Origin of the sequence: Pseudomonas marincola, from assembly GCF_900116605.1 — a bacterium.
GTDB classification, from domain to species: Bacteria; Pseudomonadota; Gammaproteobacteria; order Pseudomonadales; family Pseudomonadaceae; genus Aquipseudomonas; species Aquipseudomonas marincola.
The window spans coordinates 201,677-220,151 of the sequence record NZ_FPBC01000004.1 but is presented as its reverse complement, the minus strand read 5'-3'; the positions used below and the strand labels follow the sequence as shown (position 1 = coordinate 220,151).

The 18,475-nt window shown below is 57.0% G+C and carries 17 protein-coding genes; 12 read left to right on the top strand and 5 right to left on the bottom strand.

What is annotated here, in order from left to right; translation table 11 throughout:
- The first annotated feature begins 151 nt into the window (after positions 1-151).
- From bamJ to BM395_RS08900, 5 genes are all read left to right on the top strand, one after another.
- Positions 152-907 (top strand): BamJ family beta-barrel-assembly machinery protein, encoded by a 756-nt coding sequence (gene bamJ / locus BM395_RS08920; RefSeq protein ID WP_090510728.1) that lies wholly within the window; start codon positions 152-154, stop codon positions 905-907.
- Between the two features lie 346 nt (positions 908-1,253).
- The gene (locus BM395_RS08915; RefSeq protein ID WP_090510726.1) at positions 1,254-1,700 is read left to right on the top strand and encodes a YkvA family protein; all 447 of its coding nucleotides are present in this window, start codon (positions 1,254-1,256) and stop codon (positions 1,698-1,700) included.
- 190 nt (positions 1,701-1,890) lie between these two features.
- Positions 1,891-2,217, top strand: a complete 327-nt coding sequence (locus tag BM395_RS08910) for a helix-turn-helix domain-containing protein (RefSeq protein ID WP_090510723.1) — start codon at positions 1,891-1,893, stop codon at positions 2,215-2,217.
- Complete coding sequence (locus tag BM395_RS08905; RefSeq protein ID WP_069901724.1) at positions 2,214-2,579, top strand: hypothetical protein; 366 nt, start codon at positions 2,214-2,216, stop codon at positions 2,577-2,579. The genes BM395_RS08910 and BM395_RS08905 overlap by 4 nt, the downstream gene beginning before the upstream one ends.
- The gene (locus tag BM395_RS08900; RefSeq protein WP_170860568.1) at positions 2,579-3,046 is read left to right on the top strand and encodes an SEL1-like repeat protein; all 468 of its coding nucleotides are present in this window, start codon (positions 2,579-2,581) and stop codon (positions 3,044-3,046) included. Before BM395_RS08905 ends, BM395_RS08900 begins: the two co-directional genes overlap by 1 nt.
- A gap of 13 nt (positions 3,047-3,059) precedes the next feature.
- Here BM395_RS08900 and BM395_RS08895 read toward each other — a convergent pair whose 3' ends face one another.
- Together BM395_RS08895 and BM395_RS08890 are read right to left on the bottom strand one after the other, a co-directional pair.
- A complete protein-coding gene (locus BM395_RS08895) occupies positions 3,060-4,820 on the bottom strand; it encodes a bifunctional diguanylate cyclase/phosphodiesterase (protein WP_090510721.1) in 1,761 nt (586 codons plus the stop codon).
- Between the two features lie 152 nt (positions 4,821-4,972).
- Positions 4,973-7,054: a carboxy terminal-processing peptidase gene (locus tag BM395_RS08890; RefSeq protein ID WP_170860567.1), complete on the bottom strand. Its 2,082-nt coding sequence runs from the start codon at positions 7,052-7,054 to the stop codon at positions 4,973-4,975.
- Positions 7,055-7,182: 128 nt separating this feature from the next.
- Here BM395_RS08890 and BM395_RS08885 point away from each other — a divergent pair, with 128 nt between their 5' ends.
- From BM395_RS08885 to BM395_RS08870, 4 genes are all read left to right on the top strand, one after another.
- A complete protein-coding gene (locus BM395_RS08885) occupies positions 7,183-8,148 on the top strand; it encodes a zinc-binding dehydrogenase (RefSeq protein WP_090510715.1) in 966 nt (321 codons plus the stop codon).
- Positions 8,149-8,395: 247 nt separating this feature from the next.
- Positions 8,396-8,959, top strand: a complete 564-nt coding sequence (ahpC, locus tag BM395_RS08880; RefSeq protein WP_069901729.1) for an alkyl hydroperoxide reductase subunit C — start codon at positions 8,396-8,398, stop codon at positions 8,957-8,959.
- Positions 8,960-9,090: 131 nt separating this feature from the next.
- The gene (gene ahpF, locus BM395_RS08875; protein WP_090510712.1) at positions 9,091-10,647 is read left to right on the top strand and encodes an alkyl hydroperoxide reductase subunit F; all 1,557 of its coding nucleotides are present in this window, start codon (positions 9,091-9,093) and stop codon (positions 10,645-10,647) included.
- Positions 10,648-10,973: 326 nt separating this feature from the next.
- Positions 10,974-11,768: an SDR family NAD(P)-dependent oxidoreductase gene (locus tag BM395_RS08870; RefSeq protein ID WP_090510710.1), complete on the top strand. Its 795-nt coding sequence runs from the start codon at positions 10,974-10,976 to the stop codon at positions 11,766-11,768.
- Positions 11,769-11,836: 68 nt separating this feature from the next.
- Here the strand turns inward: BM395_RS08870 and BM395_RS08865 are convergent, their stop codons facing one another.
- Together BM395_RS08865 and BM395_RS08860 are read right to left on the bottom strand one after the other, a co-directional pair.
- Entirely contained in the window at positions 11,837-12,403 is a 567-nt protein-coding gene (locus BM395_RS08865) for a TetR/AcrR family transcriptional regulator (protein WP_090510707.1), read from the bottom strand.
- 134 nt (positions 12,404-12,537) lie between these two features.
- The gene (locus tag BM395_RS08860) at positions 12,538-13,077 is read right to left on the bottom strand and encodes a PaaI family thioesterase (RefSeq protein ID WP_090510703.1); all 540 of its coding nucleotides are present in this window, start codon (positions 13,075-13,077) and stop codon (positions 12,538-12,540) included.
- 190 nt (positions 13,078-13,267) lie between these two features.
- On the opposite strand from BM395_RS08860, the gene BM395_RS08855 reads away from it, so the two are divergent.
- Together BM395_RS08855 and lpdA are read left to right on the top strand one after the other, a co-directional pair.
- Positions 13,268-14,431 (top strand): MFS transporter, encoded by a 1,164-nt coding sequence (locus BM395_RS08855; RefSeq protein ID WP_090511037.1) that lies wholly within the window; start codon positions 13,268-13,270, stop codon positions 14,429-14,431.
- A gap of 87 nt (positions 14,432-14,518) precedes the next feature.
- Positions 14,519-15,922, top strand: a complete 1,404-nt coding sequence (lpdA, locus tag BM395_RS08850; RefSeq protein WP_090511034.1) for a dihydrolipoyl dehydrogenase — start codon at positions 14,519-14,521, stop codon at positions 15,920-15,922.
- 42 nt (positions 15,923-15,964) lie between these two features.
- On the opposite strand, the gene BM395_RS08845 is transcribed toward lpdA, so the two are convergent.
- Positions 15,965-17,398, bottom strand: a complete 1,434-nt coding sequence (locus BM395_RS08845) for a catalase (RefSeq protein ID WP_090510702.1) — start codon at positions 17,396-17,398, stop codon at positions 15,965-15,967.
- A gap of 362 nt (positions 17,399-17,760) precedes the next feature.
- Between BM395_RS08845 and BM395_RS08840 the strand changes: the two genes are divergently transcribed.
- Positions 17,761-18,447: a phosphatase domain-containing protein gene (locus BM395_RS08840; RefSeq protein ID WP_090510699.1), complete on the top strand. Its 687-nt coding sequence runs from the start codon at positions 17,761-17,763 to the stop codon at positions 18,445-18,447.
- Positions 18,448-18,475 lie beyond the last annotated feature (28 nt).

The following is an 18,475-nucleotide window of genomic DNA, read 5'->3' as shown; positions in this document are numbered from 1 at the left end:
TATTCTCTGCTGTTCCTTGTACTTCCCCGCAAATAGCTGAACTTATTAGCATTTTCCTGTTCTGATCGATGTAGCCAGTGATCCCGTAGGCCTGATAAGCTCGCGCTTTCACTCAATTGCCTAAATTGGGCGCACCGAACAAGGAATTAGCATGAAACAGCATCGTTTAGCAGCTGCGGTAGCCCTGGTAGGGCTGGTGCTTGCTGGTTGTGATTCTCAGACCAATGTTGAGCTGAAAACCCCGGCGCAGAAAGCGTCTTACGGGATCGGCCTGAACATGGGTAAGAGCCTCGCGCACGAAGGTATGGATGACCTCGACTCCAAGGCTGTTGCACTGGGTATCGAAGATGCGGTCGGTAAGAAAGAACAGCGTCTGAAAGACGACGAGCTGGTTGAAGCTTTTGCAGCCCTGCAGAAGCGCTCGGAAGAGCGTCTGGCCAAGATGAGTGAAGAAGCCGCTGAAGCTGGCAAGAAATTCCTGGAAGAGAACGGCAAGCGTGATGGCGTTACCACCACCGATTCCGGCCTGCAGATTGAAGTGATCAAAGAAGCTGATGGCGCTCAGCCAAAGCCGACCGACACAGTAACCGTTCACTATGAAGGCAAGCTGACTGACGGCACTGTATTCGACAGCTCGATCGAGCGTGGTACGCCGATTGATCTGCCCGTGAGCGGCGTGATTCCAGGTTGGGTTGAAGGCCTCCAACTGATGCACGTTGGCGAGAAAGCCAAGCTGTACATTCCAGCTGAGCTGGCTTATGGCGAGCAGAGCCCGAGCCCGGCAATTCCTGCCAACTCGGTTCTGGTTTTCGACCTTGAGTTGATCGCCATCAAGGATCCGGCAGCCGCTGCTGCTCCGCAGGAAGAGCCTGCTGCAGCACCGCAAGAAGAACCTGCTGCCGAGTAAAGCAGCCGGTGACTAAACAGCGCCCCGTTTATACGGGGCGTTGTTGTTTTTGGCGGCGAAAATGCACCTTCCGGAGGCATTCTGGTGTACAGGTGTTACGGTTATGCACATTCTGGGAACACCATTGATCAGGCATTTGCAATGATCGGTTAAAAAACCTTTGTTATTTTTAACTTGTTGATTTTATTGACTTTTTTAAGCTGTCCAAAAAATCGCCGATCTGACGCCAGCCCGCATGGGGTGGGCGTTTGCTAAGCTCATTAAGAATTTGTTAACAAGGTTATCCACAGCTTCGGTGGATAACCGCTAGCGGGCCTGCAAATACGCGGGTTGTCGAGGAGTCAGCATGAAAGCACCTTGGAATTTCAGTCGATATCTGGCACTGGCCAAGGGATTCATCCGTCGTGGCAGGTTGCCTTCTTTACTCGCATCGGTTGCACGAAAGAGTGATCGGCAAGCGATGCGTCTATCTGGCCTGAAAGACGATTTAAAACTGTTTCAGGCGCTATGTGTTGCCTGGTTCAGGGGTGACTATCGGGCAATAAGTACCCAGGCGTTACTGGCGGCTGTCGGGGCGTTGTTGTATTTCGTTACACCACTCGATGGGTTACCCGATTGGATACTCGGTTTTGGTTACATTGACGACCTCGCCGTGCTGGCTTGGGTGGCGCGAACCTGGAGTGATGAGTTGCAGGCTTTTCGCCTCTGGCGCGAGCAGCAAACGCCCGAGCAACAGTTATTGCTCGAACATATACCCGACCCGGAAGAGAGCCCTGCGCTGCCTGTCGAATAAGCAGGCGCTGCCTCTGCGCGGCTGTAGCCGTGTATTCAAAGTACCGGCAATGTGATTTAACCGGCCACTTCCTTTGCTCATCTGACGTCAGATCAGTGAGCAAATACGCCGCTTTGGCGTGGGGCTGTTACTATTAAAAAAAATAGACTCAGTGATGAAGCTGTCGTTCGTTTGCCATGGAGTGCCAAGCATGAAACCACAAATTATCAGTCGTGACGGTCAGCCCGAGTACGCGGTGCTGCCGTGGGAGCAATACCTGAAATTGCTCGAAGCCGCACAAGGCTCGCAGCAGGTTGCTGCTCCCCAAGCCGAAGTTGCGGTGCCAACGCCGGCGCTGGCCGATATCAAGCGCATGCGTGAGGCCAAGGGGTTAAGCATCGAGCAGTTGGCGCGAGCCGTTGGCGTCAGCCCGCACTACATGAACATGATTGAGTCTGGCGAGCGCGAGCCGGATGCAGCGATTCAACGTGCGCTGGCGTGGAACCTGAGCGCTCAGCGCGCGGAGTCAGACTCTTGAGCGTGAGCATTAGTCGCCAGCACTGGCAGGCGCTGTTGGGGGCGCTCGAAGACGCCCGGCGGCAACGGCATCTGCTGACTTATCGTGCCCTGATCGAACGCCTCGATCTGCCGGTTCCGGCGATGCAAACACTCACTGCAGCACTTGAGCATCTGGCGGCGATTGATGCTCAGGCCGAACGTCCGCTGCGCAGTGCACTGGTGATCAGTCAGAGTGCCAGCCGACTGCCGCGCACCGGCTTCTTCGATTGTGTGACCCGTCTGGGGCGTTTCAGTGGCGCACCGGATGGCGTTGCGGCAGCTTCCTGGCATGCATCCGAAGTGGTGCGGGTGTTTGAGTTTGATTATGAGGCCACCGCTTAATGTTGATGAAGTGGCGCGCCGCGTTGGGCTACTGGGTTTCCCGGCGACTGTTTCATCTGCCTTGGGCAGTGAAGCAGCCGCAACTGTGGAAGTGGATGGAAGGCCAGTTTGCGCGTAAGGCAGCACTGGGCGATGTGGCTGCGCAGAGTTTTTACGGCCACATCCTGCTTTTTCGTGGGCAGGGGCTTGGCGCGCGCGAAGAGGGCATCCGTCTGCTGCGCCTGGCGGCCGAAGCCGGTGACGCCAAGTCAGCTTATCAGGTTGGCGTCGTGAGTCTGGCCGGCAGCACGCGCACCGCTCCCGATGCCGCGCAGGCTGTGCACTACTGGAAAATCGCAGCCGCTGCGGGCCATCCATTGGCAGCCAAGCGGGTGGCGGATCTCTACCGCGAAGGCGCTGAAGGCCTTCCAGCAGATGCCGCGCAGGTCGATCAGTATGCTGAAAAGGCCCGTCAATTGGGGCTTTAACGCGTTTGTAGAGCTAGGCTGACAACGCCAGCGTGTCGATTATATGCAGGCTGTAGCCGGGCTCAGCCTTGGCTTGATGTTTGGCCTGTGAGGCCAGGTTTGCCAGATCGTCGCTGTCGAGGCGGCAGCCGTTATTGGCATGCACGCGAACCACGCCGATCGACAGCGTCAGCAACGGAAACTGCTGCGGCTTACCCTCACGGTCCTCTCCGCTAAAAAATCCTGCCTGCAAATCTTCTGCGCGGAAAAATCTTCGGCATTGAGCGCGGAAGTCTTCGAGCATCTGTTCAAGCTTGTGCGGCCCGTTGCTGGCATCGAGTAGCAGAATGAAGTCGTCACCGCCAATGTGGCCGATAAATTCTTCGCTGTGATTGATGAAGCTGCTCAGGCAGCGGGCCAGGCACAGCAGAACCTCATCACCTCTGGCGTAGCCGAAGTGATCGTTGAACGGTTTGAAGTGATCAATATCGACGTAGCAAATCAGCGCTTCGCGTGGCTCAGACAACGCTTTGCTCAAGCGCTTTTGAATCGGCACGTTGCCTGGTAGCTGGGTGAGTGGGTTGGCGTAGCGCGCCTGTTGAATTTTCTCATCGGTGATCAGCTTGAGTAAGTCCATGGCGCGCCCAAGGCCTGCGTAACGGCCGTTCTGGGTGATGATGAAGTCTTCCTCAATGCGTTGCCGGGCGCGGCTGGTAAGCAGGCGGCTGACCTGCTGCAGCGATTGGCTCATCTCGACTCTGAGGTAGTCTTCACTCATCAGGCGGCTTATCGGTTTGCGGGTGAAAATTTCGGCTGCAAACGGCTTTAACAACGCTTCGGATAGCGAGTGGCGGTGGACGATACCTATTGGCTGATCCTGATCATCCAGAACTGCCAGAGTGTTGAGCGTAGAGTCCGCGCGAAAGGCATCAAGCACCTGACACGTCGTGGTGTGTTGGCGAATGGCTTTTTGCGGGTGCAACAGCTCCTGCAGGCCGCCAGAGGCTTCGCTTGTGTGGTCGGCGGCGCTGTCTTCGCGCGGCAGGATTGTTCCGGCATCCCGTGGCGGCTGGTCTTGCGGTCGGCAAATGTAATAACCCTGCAGCAGGTCAACGCCCATGTTGGCCAATACGTCGAACTCTTCCCCCAGCTCAATGCCTTCGGCGATGACTTCGGCACGCGAAGCGCTGGCCATTTTCAGGATTGAGCCGACAAACTCGCGCTTGACCGGATCGAGGTGAATACCGTCGATGAAGTGACGGTCGATCTTGACGAAATCCGGGCGCAGTTCCGACCAGAGCCGCAGGCTTGAATAGCCCGCGCCCAAATCATCCAGCGCAATATTGAAGCCCATGGCGCGGTAGTGATGCAGGGCTGTGTCGAGCAGCTGGAAGTCGTGAGTGGGCGAATGCTCGGTCAGTTCGATCACCACATTGCTCGGCGCAATGCCGTGAGTCTGGAGCATTTTCAAGGTGCAGCCTGGTTTGTGGTCCGGCTCCATGAGTGAGTCGGGTGAGATATTGAGAAACAGCTTGCCGCTCAACCCCAGCTGATTGAAGCGTTTGCAGGCGCTCTCCCGGCAGGCCAGTTCCAGTTCACTCAGACGGCCGGCCAGGCGGGCGATGGCAAACAGGTTGATAGGCGAGTGCAGGGGGCTATTGGAAGGACCACGTGTTAGCGCTTCGTAGCCCAGAATACTGCGCTGCGAAAGTGAAACGATAGGTTGGAAAACGCTATGCAGGTCGCCGTGAGCGAGGATGTTATCCAAAGCGCTCAACTGCTCGGTGACAGTCATGTAGGGTCTCGATATCGTCAGGTGTGCGCTGACGAGAATGTCAGCTCAGGTATTTGACGACAGATTGGTGACCGTTTAATGACACTTGGGGTAAAGCGTGAGGCGGGAGTAGCTGGAGTCCGGCGGGGAATCGCCGAACTCCATGTTGCTGTTTACTTCTTGGCGACGCTCGCTGAGAGGCCGGTGTAGTCGAGCAGGATTTGCCCGGCTTCACTGAGAAAGGCATCATCTTCCGGCTTTTTCTTGCTGTCATCTTCCGGCAGTTCGTCTTCGTCTTCTACCTTCAGTTTGGTCAGCAGGGTTTCGCCTTTGGCCTTGCGGCGACTGTTCTCGATGCTCAATTGCTGGGCTTCGATATCGTCATGCTCGGCGCGACGCTTGGCTTCGTTGAGGCTGACGGTTTTATCTTTCATCAGCTTCTGGGTCAGCGACAGGCGCTCACGGGCAAACGTGAAGTCTGCATTGTTTGCGGTGCGCTTCTCGTAGCGGTGCTGCAGTTCGCTCAAGAAAGGCTTGATCGGGTCACGCTCAGGCCTGATCGCCGGGCTGATGGTGTCCCACGGCATGGCTTCGGGCAGTGCGCTTTCACCGATTTCCTTGGTGTCCATGATGTCCGGGTATTTAATATCCGGCAGTACACCCTGATGCTGGGTGCTCTGACCGGATACCCGGTAGAACTTGGCCAGTGTCAGTTTCAGTTCGCCATGGTTAAGCGGCTGGATGGTTTGCACGGTGCCTTTGCCGAAGGTCTGGCCGCCGATGATGATTGCGCGGTGATAGTCCTGCATGGCGCCGGCAAAAATTTCCGAAGCCGAGGCTGACAAGCGGTTAACCAGCAGCGCCATCGGGCCTTTGTAGAAAATGCCGGGCTCTTCATCGGCCAGCACATCAACCTGGCCGTCGCTGTTGCGCACCAGAACTGTCGGGCCCTGGTCAATGAACAGGCCGGTCAGTTCGGTGGCTTCCTGCAAGGAGCCGCCGCCGTTGTTGCGCAGATCAATGACCACGCCATCCACTTTTTCTTTCTGCAGTTCAGTCAGCAGGCGCTTAACGTCACGCGTGGTGCTCTTGTAGTTCGGATCACCGGCGCGGTAGGCCTTGAAGTCGAGATAGAACGCTGGAATGTCGATCACCCCGAGCTTGTAATCGCGACCGTCGTGCTTGAGGTGCAGAATCGACTTCTTCGCCGCTTGCTCTTCAAGTTTTACCGCTTCACGGGTAATGCTCACCGTCTTGCTGGTTTGGTCATTGGGCGCGTTGGTTGCCGGAATGACTTCCAGGCGAACTTTCGAGCCTTTAGGGCCGCGAATCAGCTTGACCACTTCATCGAGGCGCCAGCCAATCACATCAACCATTTCGTCATCGCCCTGGGCGACGCCGATGATCTTGTCCGCCGGGGAAATTTGCTTGCTCTTCTCAGCAGGGCCAGCCGGAACCAGGCGCACGACTTTTACGTTGTCGTTATCGCTTTGCAGGACCGCGCCGATGCCTTCCAGAGACAGGCTCATGTTGATGTCGAAGTTTTCCGCGTTATCTGGTGACAGATAAGAGGTGTGCGGATCATAAGACATGGCAAAGGCGTTGATGTACGCCTGGAAAATGTCTTCCCCGCGGGTTTGATCCAGGCGGGTCAACTGGCGCTTGTAGCGCTTGATCAGTTGTTCCTGAATATCCTTGAGGTCTTTGCCGGCGATTTTCTGGCGCAGCACTTCGTCTTTAACGCGCTTGCGCCACAGCTCGTCGAGCTCGGCAGTGTTTTTCGCCCAAGGTGCGTTTTCGCGGTCGATCAGCAGATCTTCATCAACCGTGAAGTCGATTTTATCGACACCTTTTTCAAGCATCGCCAGGGCAAATTCAAGGCGCCCTTGCAAACGCTGAAGCTGGCGCTTGTACATGACAAAGCCAGGCTCAAGGTTGCCGCTTTTGAGAAAATCATCGAACTGATCCTGCCACTTGTCGAACTCGGCAATGTCGCCCGCAGTGAAGTAACTACGTGCCGGGTCGAGCATCTTCAGGTAGCTGTTGTAGATGATTTCCGAGCGCTCATCGTTGAGCGGCGGTTTGTTGTAGTGATGGCGTTTGAGTAACTCCACCACATTCAAACTGGCAATGACTTGCTCTCGATCTGGCTGCAAATAGTTCCAGTGATCGGCATCGTTAGTCTTTGCAGATAACGGTAGAGATCCCAGTCCTATAGTGAGTGCCAGGGTGGCGCTTAACAGTGAACGCTTCATGCAGATTCGACTTAGTGACAATTGATAACGCATATTAGGCCATCTGTAAGGGCGCCAGGTTCCATCGGCGCAATGCAAAAGCCCGGACGTCAGCGCCGGGCTCGGTATAAATGCACTATGGAGGCACTGTGAAAGCATTGCAAGGCGTTGAAGGACGGGCAGAGTGGGTTGAGCAAGAAATCCCAACCTGCGATGTAGGTGAAATTCGTATCAAAGTGGCGGCAGCTGGGCTCAACCGGGCTGATCTGTTGCAACGTGCCGGGCTTTATCCGCCACCGCCAGGCGCCAGCGAGGCGCTGGGTCTCGAGTGTTCCGGGATCGTCAGCGAAGTTGGCCCCGGCTGCGATTGGCAAGTTGGCGACCGGGTTTGCGCGTTGCTTGCCGGCGGCGGCATGGCGCAAGAGGTTGTGGTCAATGCGCAACATGCATTGCCGGTGCCTGATGGACTGTCGTTACATGAAGCGGCGGCTATTCCCGAGGTTTATGCAACGGCATGGCTGAATTTATTTCAGCTGGCCGCGCTCAAGCCGGGCGAGAAGGTGCTGTTGCATGCGGGTGCCAGCGGTGTTGGCTCGGCCGGCATTCAGTTGTGCAAGGCGTTTGGTAATCCGTGCTGGGTGAGTGTTGGCTCGGCCGACCGTCTGGCCTATTGCGAATCGCTGGGTGCGCAAGGCGGTGTGCTGCGTGGTGAAGACGGGCCGAATGCGCTGCGCGACTTTGCCCCGTTTGATGTGATTCTCGATCCGGTCGGCGGCAACTATGTCGGGCTCAACCTGGATGTCATTGCATTGGATGGCCGTTGGGTGAACATCGGTTTGATGGGCGGGCGCAAGGCCGAAGTCGATCTAGCCAAGGTACTCGGCAAGCGGGTTCAACTGATTGGTTCGACCTTGCGCAGCCGTGATGATCAGTTCAAGGCGGATCTGCTGCGCGACCTGCATGCGCAAGTTTGGCCGCTGTTTGCCGAGGGCCGTTTGAAGCCGCAACTTGAGCGCACCTTTGCCGCCAAGGATGCCGAGTTGGCCTTTGCTGAACTGGCCTCGAACAAGGTTAACGGCAAGGTTGTGCTGGTGGTGGACGAAAGCCTCAGCTAAGGCAATAAGCCGGCAATAGGGCCGCTGCGCTGCTATCTAACGGCGCGTGGCGGCCCTTTAATCTTTGCAAGGTGCGCGCAAATACTCTGCGTGCGGGCTTACTGCGTGCTGATAGATTTTCCTGCAGTTATTATAGGTCTTCGATTAGCTCACTCAATCGAGGCCATGCGTTCAATCAATGTGCTGTTTGCGGCGTTGGCGAATATTCTTGTTGTGTAAGTTTTCAACTCACCCAAGGAGTTCATCGATGTCATATATCAACAGCGAAGTTAAGCCATTCAACGCAACTGCTTACCATCAGGGCAAGTTCGTCGAAGTTAGCGAAGCCAGCCTCAAGGGCAAGTGGTCTGTCGTGTTCTTCTACCCGGCTGACTTCACCTTTGTTTGCCCGACCGAATTGGGCGATCTGGCGGACAACTACGCCGAATTCGAAAAGCTTGGCGTCGAAATCTATGGCGTGTCGACTGACACCCACTTCACCCACAAAGCCTGGCACGACACGTCCGACACCATCAACAAGATCCAGTACCCACTGATCGGTGATCCGACTGGCACCATCACCCGCAACTTCGGTGTGATGATCGAAGAAGCTGGCCTGGCTGACCGTGGCACGTTCGTGATCGATCCGGAAGGCAAGATCCAGATCGTAGAAATCAACGCTGGCGGCATCGGTCGTGACGCACAGGAACTGCTGCGCAAGGTTAAAGCAGCTCAGTACGTAGCAGCGCACCCGGGCGAAGTTTGCCCAGCCAAGTGGAAAGAAGGCGAAGCCACTCTGGCTCCTTCGCTCGACCTGGTCGGCAAGATCTAAATCGCTGCACCGCTGCCCGCTAACGGCAGGTAGTTCGCACCGTCGCCACACCGCGACGGTGCCCCAAGCGCCTGGGCGCAATCCGTCCGGGCGTTTTTGTCTCTGAAATTCGTAAAGAGGGAAGTCAAATCATGTTGGACGCCAATCTGAAAAATCAGTTGAAGGCCTACCTGGAAAAGGTCACCCAGCCGTTCGAGATCGTCGCGTCCCTCGATGACAGCGACAAATCTCGTGAGTTGCACGGCTTGCTCGAAGACATTCGCAGCCTGAGCGACAAGATTACTTTGAAGACCGATGGCACTGATGCACGCACGCCATCGTTCGCATTAAACCGTCCAGGCGCAGACATCAGCTTGCGTTTTGCCGGTATCCCGATGGGCCACGAATTCACTTCGCTGGTGTTGGCACTCCTGCAAGTCGGCGGGCATCCTTCCAAGCTTGCGGCCGATGTGATTGAGCAGATCAAGGGCATCGAAGGCGAGTTCACCTTTGAAACTTATTTCTCGCTCTCGTGCCAAAACTGCCCGGATGTGGTTCAGGCGCTTAACCTGATGGCAGTGCTCAACCCGAATATCCGCCACGTTGCGATTGATGGCGCGTTGTTCCAGAACGAAGTTGAAGCGCGGCAGATCATGTCGGTGCCGAGCATCTATCTCAACGGCGAACTGTTCGGTCAAGGCCGTATGGATGTCGAGCAGATTCTGGCCAAGATCGACACCGGCGCCGCCGCGCGTGATGCCGAAAAACTCAATGCTAAAGACGCATTCGATGTGCTGGTAGTCGGCGGTGGCCCGGCTGGTGCAGCAGCCGCTATTTATGCAGCGCGCAAAGGCATTCGCACCGGCGTTGCCGCCGAGCGTTTTGGCGGTCAGGTACTCGATACCATGGCCATCGAGAACTTTATTTCCGTGCAGGAAACCGAAGGGCCAAAACTGGCGCGTCAGCTTGAAGAGCATGTGCGCCAATACGAAGTCGATATCATGAACCTGCAGCGTGCCAGTGCTCTGATTCCAGCCGCCAGCGCCGGCGGTTTGCACGAAGTGCGTTTTGACAGCGGTGCATCGCTCAAAGCCAAAACCGTGATTCTGGCGACAGGTGCGCGCTGGCGCGAAATGAACGTGCCTGGCGAGCAAGAGTACCGTGGCAAGGGCGTGGCGTATTGCCCGCATTGCGATGGCCCGTTGTTCAAAGGCAAGCGTGTGGCGGTGATCGGCGGTGGTAACTCCGGCGTCGAGGCGGCGATTGACTTGGCCGGTATCGTTGCCCATGTGACCCTGATTGAGTTCGACAGCCAACTGCGCGCCGATGCTGTACTGCAGAAGAAGCTCGCAACGCTTGGCAACGTTACGGTGATCAAGAGTGCGCTGACCACCGAAGTGTTGGGCGACGGCCAGAAGGTCAATGCGCTGATCTACCGTGACCGCAATACTGAAGAGCTGCACACGGTTGAGTTGGAAGGCATCTTCGTGCAGATCGGCTTGCTGCCCAACAGTGATTGGCTCAAGGGCGCCATCGAGTTGTCCCCCCGTGGCGAGATCATTGTCGATGCCAAAGGCCAGACCAACGTTGCCGGGGTATTTGCCGCAGGCGATGTGACGACTGTGCCGTACAAGCAGATCGTGATCGCCGTAGGCGAGGGCGCCAAGGCTTCATTGAGTGCCTTCGATCACCTGATTCGCAGCGTCTGAATCGACGGCGTTATGTGAGCCAAAGCGGATAACCTCAACGGGTTATCCGCTTTTTTGTGCCTGCTTGTTTTGCAGCTGACCTGCTCATCCTTAATGCTGGCCGGCAGTCACACCCGCGGGTGTTTCATCCGCAGCATTTGAACCCGCTGTGCTCAGCTATTCTGATCTCTCGACCCGGCGCCGCTGGCCTTAAAAATCAGGGTCAGGCTTTGGGTTTAATTAAGATTATGGGTGTAATATAAAAATCATATTATGCTTGTAATCTAAATGGGTGGATAGTGATTCCACCGGCTCAAACGTAGCCATCTCCATCTGAGGGCAAGGCAATGAATCAACCATCTGCAAAAGGCACGGCATTGATTACTGGGGCATCGTCGGGTATCGGCGCCACATACGCGCAACGCCTCGCCAAGCGCGGTTATGACCTGTTGCTGGTCGCCCGCGATCTTGAGCGCCTGCAAGCACTGGCATCCAAACTGAGTGAGGAGAGCGGTGTTCGGGTCGAGACGCTCAAGGCTGATCTGACCAACAGTGCAGACTTGCAGATTGTCGAGCAGCGCTTGCGCAGCGATAGCGCCATTAGCCTGCTGGTCAACAATGCTGGCGTGGCGATCAATGGCACTTTGGCCGAAAGTTCGACGGAAAAAACCAATGCCCTGATTCAGCTGAACATCGTAGCCCTGACCCAACTCTCGGCCGCCGCTGCTTCTGCTTTTAGCGCTGCCGGTCGTGGCGCCATCATCAACATCGCCTCGGTTGTGGCGTTGCTGCCCGAGATGTTCAACGCGGTCTACAGCGCCAGCAAAGCCTATGTGCTGAGCCTCACGCAAACGTTGCACGGCGAAGTTGGCAAGCATGGGGTGCAGGTTCAGGCCGTATTGCCAGGCGTGACCCGAACCGAGATCTGGGAGCGTTCGGGCATGGATGCATCAGCCTTGCCTCCCGAGATGATCATGGAGGTCGGTGAGATGGTCGATGCTGCGCTGGCAGGCTTTGATCAGGCTGAACTGGTGACCATTCCTTCGCTGCCCGATTCAGCCGACTGGCAGGCACTTGTGGCAGCGCGCACCAAGCTTGGGCCGAATCTGTCGCGTAATCAGGCGGCGGCGCGTTACAAATAATCCGCATCTGCAAAAAAGCCCCGGTCTGCGAAGTCCGGGGCTTTTTTGCGGCTGTAGTTTGGTCAACCTCAGCTGGCGGATTCAACCTGCTCGAGCAGTTGCTGGCGAACAGTTTTCAGCAGGTGCTGGGATAGTTGCTGATCACTGACGCTGCGCGCCAACACCAGAGCGCCGACCATGGCCGAGATCATCATGATGCTCTGCGCCTCAGCCTCTTCGGAATCCAGACTTTCTTCGATTGCTTGCAGGCGATCACGTACCACCTGATCAGTAATTTCGCTGGCCTGACCGCGCAGGCCCAATTCAGAAGACATGGTGGGCAGCGGGCAGCCATCGCCCGGATTGGCACAATGTGCGCTCGACAAGTAACGGCGAATAAACGTCGGCAGAGGCGCGTCATTGGCAAAAATCTCATCGGTACTGGCCTTGAGCTGTTCGGCTGTGTGCGCCAAGGCCGTTTCGACCAGTTGATCCTTGGATTTGAAGTGCGCGTAGAACCCGCCATGAGTCAACCCAAGCGTCTTCATCAGCGGCTGCAAGCCGGTCGCACCAATGCCATCCCGACGAAACAGGCGCGCGGCCTCATCGATGATGCGTTGGTGAGTTTTGGCTTTGTGGTCTTCTGAATAACGCATGGGTTACCTCATTTAGCGCTTTGTATGCTGATTGACATCTTAGGCTATCGGCGTGCGCTTATATAGCCTTGCCGCTGCACCCAGGCAGGCATTGATCGCGGGCTGAAGCTCCTGAGCAAGGTGGTTTAATCGCGTTAGCTGGGGCTTCCCAGAATCATGCAGGTGGTTGAGCCCACTGCGTAAAGGCGGTCATCGACGTCATAAATGCGGCCTTCGGCGATTGCCGTGGAGCGACCGACGTGAATGATTCGGCCTTCGGCACGGATTGGCCCGATCTTGTCGGTCAATGCACGGATATAGCTGATCCGCAGGTCTGTGGTGGTATAGCCCTGGCCGCGTTGCAGGCGCGTATGAATGGCGCAACCCATGCACGAGTCGAGCAGTGTTGCGGCATAGCCGCCATGCACAATGCCGAGCGGGTTGTAGTGCTGAGCGCCGGGCGTGCCCTGGAATACAAACAGCCCGGCCGACCACTCAATTGGAACGTAATCAAGCAAGTGACCAAACGGCGGGCAGGGCAGTTGGCCCTCGCCAATACCATCAAAGAACTCCTGAGGCGACAGTTCGCAGACCTGAGCAAGCGTCATGCTGCCGGGCGCTGCCAACTTGTTGCGGGCGGTTTGTTCGGCCAACAGCCAGCTGGCGAGTTTTTCATCACGGGTTTCAGTGGACATGACGCGGACCTCGGTGGGATTCGATCAAGTGGATTGAATTATTAAATTACAGGTGTAATCTAAAGATGTAAATTATACCCATCATATAAATCGTGCAAGTCGATTGCCGGTTTGAAGTCAGCTCCTTCTCTGTAGGAACAACGCCTTGCCGAATGCCGTTCAGCCTTCGCGTCAGCTTCTCGTGTTATTGATGGCGCTTACCGCGCTGGGGGAAGTCTCGACTCAGCTAATCATCCCAAGTCTTTCTGCCATCGAGTGGGTTCTGGCCGCCAAGCCCGGCAGCAGCTTGCTGGCACTGTCGGTGTTTGTTGCAGCCTTCGGTGCCGGCCAGTTGGTGCTCGGGCCGTTGTCGGACCGTTTGGGCAGGCGGCCAATCTTGCTCGCTGGGCTTCTGGTCTACTTGCTTGCGACTGGCTGGATGCTGCTGGCCTCGAGCATGCCTGAGTTTGTTGGCGCACGGGTCCTGCAAGGTCTGGGCGCTTGCTCGGCGCTGGTCATGGCGCGGGCCATTGTGCGCGATGTGTGGCAAGAAAAATCCGGGCCAGCGTTGGCTGCAACGGTGATCGGCATGCTCTGCGCGATTGTCATTTCACCTGCATTGGGCGGCTTGTTGTACAGGCTTGGCGGCTGGCATGCGCCGATCCTGTTGGCGTTCGGATTTGCCACGCTGACCTTGCTGGTCGTGGTTGGCCGTTACCGCGAAAGCAATCCTCATCTGAGTCCGCAAGCCGGCCGTATGCGTTCACTGGCTGCCGACTATTTCGACTTGCTCAAGGCTCCGTCATTCCGCGCGCTGGCCCTGACCTTGGCTTTCACCTATGGCGCTATGTTCGCGGTTATCGCCGGCTCATCGGCTGTGTATATCGGCCTGCTGCACCTGAGCCCGAGCCAATACGGCATGACGCTCAGCGGTATTGTGCTGGCACTGATTGCGGGCGCGTTGTTTACCCGCAGTTACATCACCCGTCTGGGGCCAAACAAGGTGGTCAGTATTGGCGTGACCTTGGTTGCCGTCGGCGGGCTGGCGACACTGGCTACGTATCATCTGTTCGGCTTGTCAGTACTCGGTTTGTCGGTTCCGCAGGTTCTGGTGACGCTGGGCGGCGGCATGGTATTGCCGGCCTCGGTGGCTGGTGCTGTGATTCCTAACGCCCATCGAGCGGGGCTGGCAGCGGGTTTTATGGGGTTCGCGCAAATGGCCGGAGCGACGTTGAGCGGGATCTTGCTCAGCGCCCTGCAAGATGGCAGCGCCTGGCCTATGGTTTTTCTCAATGGCAGTTTTGCGTTTATTGCCTGGGCCATTTTTCAAGGCCTGAATCGTCGACAGCTGGCCGTCGGGGCGGCGTTGCCCTGAGTTGGGTGAATGAGTTTACGCGCAGTCGGGCGCGGCTTTTTTCGCGGCCAGGCCCTGCGCACTCGCCACTTTGCAGAGGAACGAGACATGAGTGAAACATTTGACGTGGTGATAATCGGTGGCGGGCCTGGCGGATATAACGCCGCCATTCGTGCCGGTCAGTTGGGGCTTAAAGTTGCCTGTGTCGAAGGCCGTGAAACCCTGGGCGGCACCTGCCTGAATGTCGGCTGCATGCCATCGAAGGCCTTGCTGCACGCATCAGAGTTGTATGAGGCCGCTGCCAGCGGCGAACTCAATAGCCTGGGCGTTGAGGTGCAGCCGAGGTTGAATCTTGAGCAAATGATGAAGCAAAAGGATGCCAGCGTCAGCGCGTTGACCAAGGGCATCGAGTTTCTGTTTCGCAAAAACAAGGCGCAGTGGATCAAGGGTTGGGGCCGTCTTGACGGCCCGGGCAAGGTGTTGGTGACCCATGCCGATGGCACTGAAACCACGTTGCAGGCACGCGATATTGTTTTGGCCAGTGGCTCCGAGCCGATGCCGTTGCCGGGCGTGACGATTGATAATAAGCGCATTCTCGACTCCACCGGCGCTCTGGCTTTGGCCGAAGTCCCCAGGCATCTGGTGGTGATTGGCGCCGGGGTGATCGGCTTGGAGCTGGGCTCGGTTTGGCGGCGGCTGGGGAGTGAGGTCACTGTGGTCGAATATCTCGACCGTATCTGTCCGGGACTCGATGATGAAACAGCCGGTGCGCTGAAACGTACGCTGGGCAAGCAAGGCATCAACTTCAAGCTCGGCAGTAAAGTCGTCAGCGCGCAGGCGTCGAGCGCGGGAGTTGAGTTAGCGCTGGAGCCCGCAACGGGTGGAGAGACAGAAACCCTTGCGGCCGATTACGTACTGGTCGCCATTGGCCGGCGTCCTTACACCGAGGGGCTGGGGCTGGAAACGGTGGGGATCACAACCGACAAGCGCGGCATGCTTGGCAACCAGCAGCATCGCAGCGAAGTACCCGGTATTTGGGTGATTGGTGATGTTACCTCCGGGCCGATGCTTGCGCACAAGGCTGAAGATGAGGCGATCGCCTGTATCGAGCGGATTGCCGGGCACGCTGCCGAGGTGAATTACGCGGTGATACCGAGCGTGATTTACACCAAGCCCGAGGTCGCCAGCGTGGGCAGCAGCGAGCAGGCGTTGAAGGAGCAGGGACGTGCGTACAAGGTCGGCAAGTTCCCGTTTACCGCTAACAGCCGGGCCAAGATCAATCATGAGGCCGAAGGTTTTGTGAAGGTGTTGGCGGATGAGAAAACCGATCAGATTCTTGGCGTGCACATCATTGGGCCCAGCGCGGGCGAGTTGATTGGCGAGTACTGTGTAGCCATGGAATTTGCCGCCAGCGCGGAAGACATTGCGCTGATTTGCCATCCGCATCCAACCCGTTCCGAAGCGCTTCGCCAGGCAGCCATGAGTGTCCATGGCTGGGCGATGCAGGGCTGAGGATTGCGTGGCCGCCAGAAGGTCTGGCGGCCACAGGTGCATTTACATGCCCATTGCCTTGGCGACACCGGCGCCGTAGGCCGGATCGGCCTTGCTGCAGTTGTCGATATGACGTTGCTTGATCGCCGCGGGCACGCCGTCCATGGCGCGAGCGGTGTTATCAAACAGTGCTTGCTGGCGCTCAGGGCTCATCAGGCGGAACAGCGCACCGGGCTGCTCAAAGTGGTCAACATCCACGCGGTGATCCCAGTTGGCGGCGTCGCCTTCAAGGGCCAATGGCGGCTCGGCAATGTCGCGCTGGTCTTCCCACTCGCCCATGCTGTTGGGGTAATAGGCGATGGTTGAGCCTTGGTTGCCATCCGTGCGCATAGCGCCATCGCGGTGATAGCTGTTGTGCGGGCAGCGAGGCGCATTCACCGGAATGTGGTTGAAGTTGACGCCCAGCCGGTAGCGCTGTGCATCACCATATGAAAACAGGCGCGCCTGAAGCATTTTGTCTGGCGAGAAACCAATGCCCGGCACAATATTGGCGGGCGAGAAGGCGGCTTGCTCAACCTCGGCGAAATGGTTTTCGGCGTTTTTGTTGAGTTCCAGCATGCCCACTTCAATCAGCGGATAGTCTGCATGCGGCCAGACCTTGGTCAGATCAAATGGGTTGTGTTTGTGGTGTCGGCCTTGCTCTTCGGTCATGACCTGAATGCTCATCTTCCACTTGGGGAAGTTGCCGGCTTCGATGCTCTCGTAGAGATCGCGCATGCTGCTTTCCCGATCCTTGCCGACGACCGTTTCAGCTTCGGCGTCAGTGAGGTTTTCAATGCCTTGCTGGCACTCGAAATGGAACTTGACCCACACCCGCTCGTTGGCAGCGTTAAGCATGCTGAATGTGTGGCTGCCGAAGCCGTGCATATGCCGAAAGGTTTTGGGAATGCCGCGATCACTCATGACAATCGTCACTTGATGCAGTGCTTCCGGTAACAGGGTCCAGAAGTCCCAGTTGCTGGTGGCATTGCGCATGCCGGTGCGCGGGTCGCGCTTGACCACGTGATTGAGGTCGGAGAAGCGCATTGGGTCACGGAAGAAAAACACCGGGGTGTTGTTGCCGACCATGTCCCAGTTGCCTTCCTCGGTGTAGAACTTCACCGCGAAACCGCGAATATCGCGCTCGGCATCGGCCGCGCCACGCTCACCGGCTACGGTTGAGAAACGCAGAAATAGTGGAGTTTGCTTGCCGATCTGGTTGAACAGCTTGGCCCGGCAATACTGGCTGATGTCATGGGTAACAGTGAATGTGCCGTAAGCGCCAGAGCCTTTGGCGTGCATGCGGCGCTCGGGAATCACTTCGCGGTCGAAATGCGCCAGTTTCTCGATCAACCATATGTCTTGCAGCAATGCCGGGCCACGCGGGCCGGCGGTCTGAATATTCAGGTTGTCGACGACCGGTGCCCCAGTTGCGTGGGTCAGGTTCTTCTTGCTCATCAGGAATCTCCATGGACGTTGCACATTCACCGTCGAGTCCACTCAACGGTGTATTGAATTCATGCATCAACAATAGAGCGTAGTGCATCTGCGAAGGTTCAGGCGGGCGCGCAACCATGCCACTTTCGGCGAAGCCTGCAATGACGCTCAAGGCCGGCAGCTCTGATGCGCCAAGGGTTGTGAAATTAATTGAGGCTCAAAGCCTGGATGCATTCTGTTATCAGGCCGCGACGCCGCAACACGGGCGCGAATTTAGCCAATGGACTCACATCTTGGTGCCTCAGTAGGCTTTCTTGACGGTAATTTCATGAGTTTTTCACGTTTACAGTTCTATCGTTCTGGCTCTAAAACAGGAGCCACACATGCCGTTTCTCTCACGCAAGGTGATTCTCTCTGTCAGTGTCGCCGTGATCGCTGTCGCTGCATTAACCACTGTCGGCCTGCAGCGCTATAAGCCGCTTGAGCCGGTCACCGTGACCGAGCACCAGCAAATCTGGGCCACGCCGGTCGACAAGGGTTTCAATCTCTATCAGATGACGCCCAATCTGTACCGCAGCGCATTGCCGACTGCCGACAACGTGCCCATGCTCCAGGCGTTGAATGTTGGCACTGTTGTTACCTTCATCAAAGATGATGACAAAACGTGGATGGGCAACGCGCAGATGAGCCGCGTGAGTATCCCGCTGCACGCGGATCGGGTCACCGATGCCGACGTCATACGCGTGCTGCACGTGCTGCAGGATGCCGGCGAGAAAGGGCCGGTGTTGATGCATTGCAAGCACGGCCGTGATCGCACCGGTTTAATGGCTGCCATGTACCGCATGGTTATTCAGGGCTGGAGCAAAACCGAGGCCATCAGTGAGATGCGTACCGGCGGTTTTGGCGATCCTGAGCGAATGGCTGATGCATTGGGGTATGTGCAGAACGCCGATGTCGAGGCGATCAAGCAGGCCTACAACTCCGGCAAATGCAGCACCTCGCCACTGTCGACTTGCTACGCCAAGAACTGGCTGACCAGCGTATTCTCTCTGGCCAAGGTTGACGATTGAGTCGTTCGCAGGGCCCCGCTTAATACTT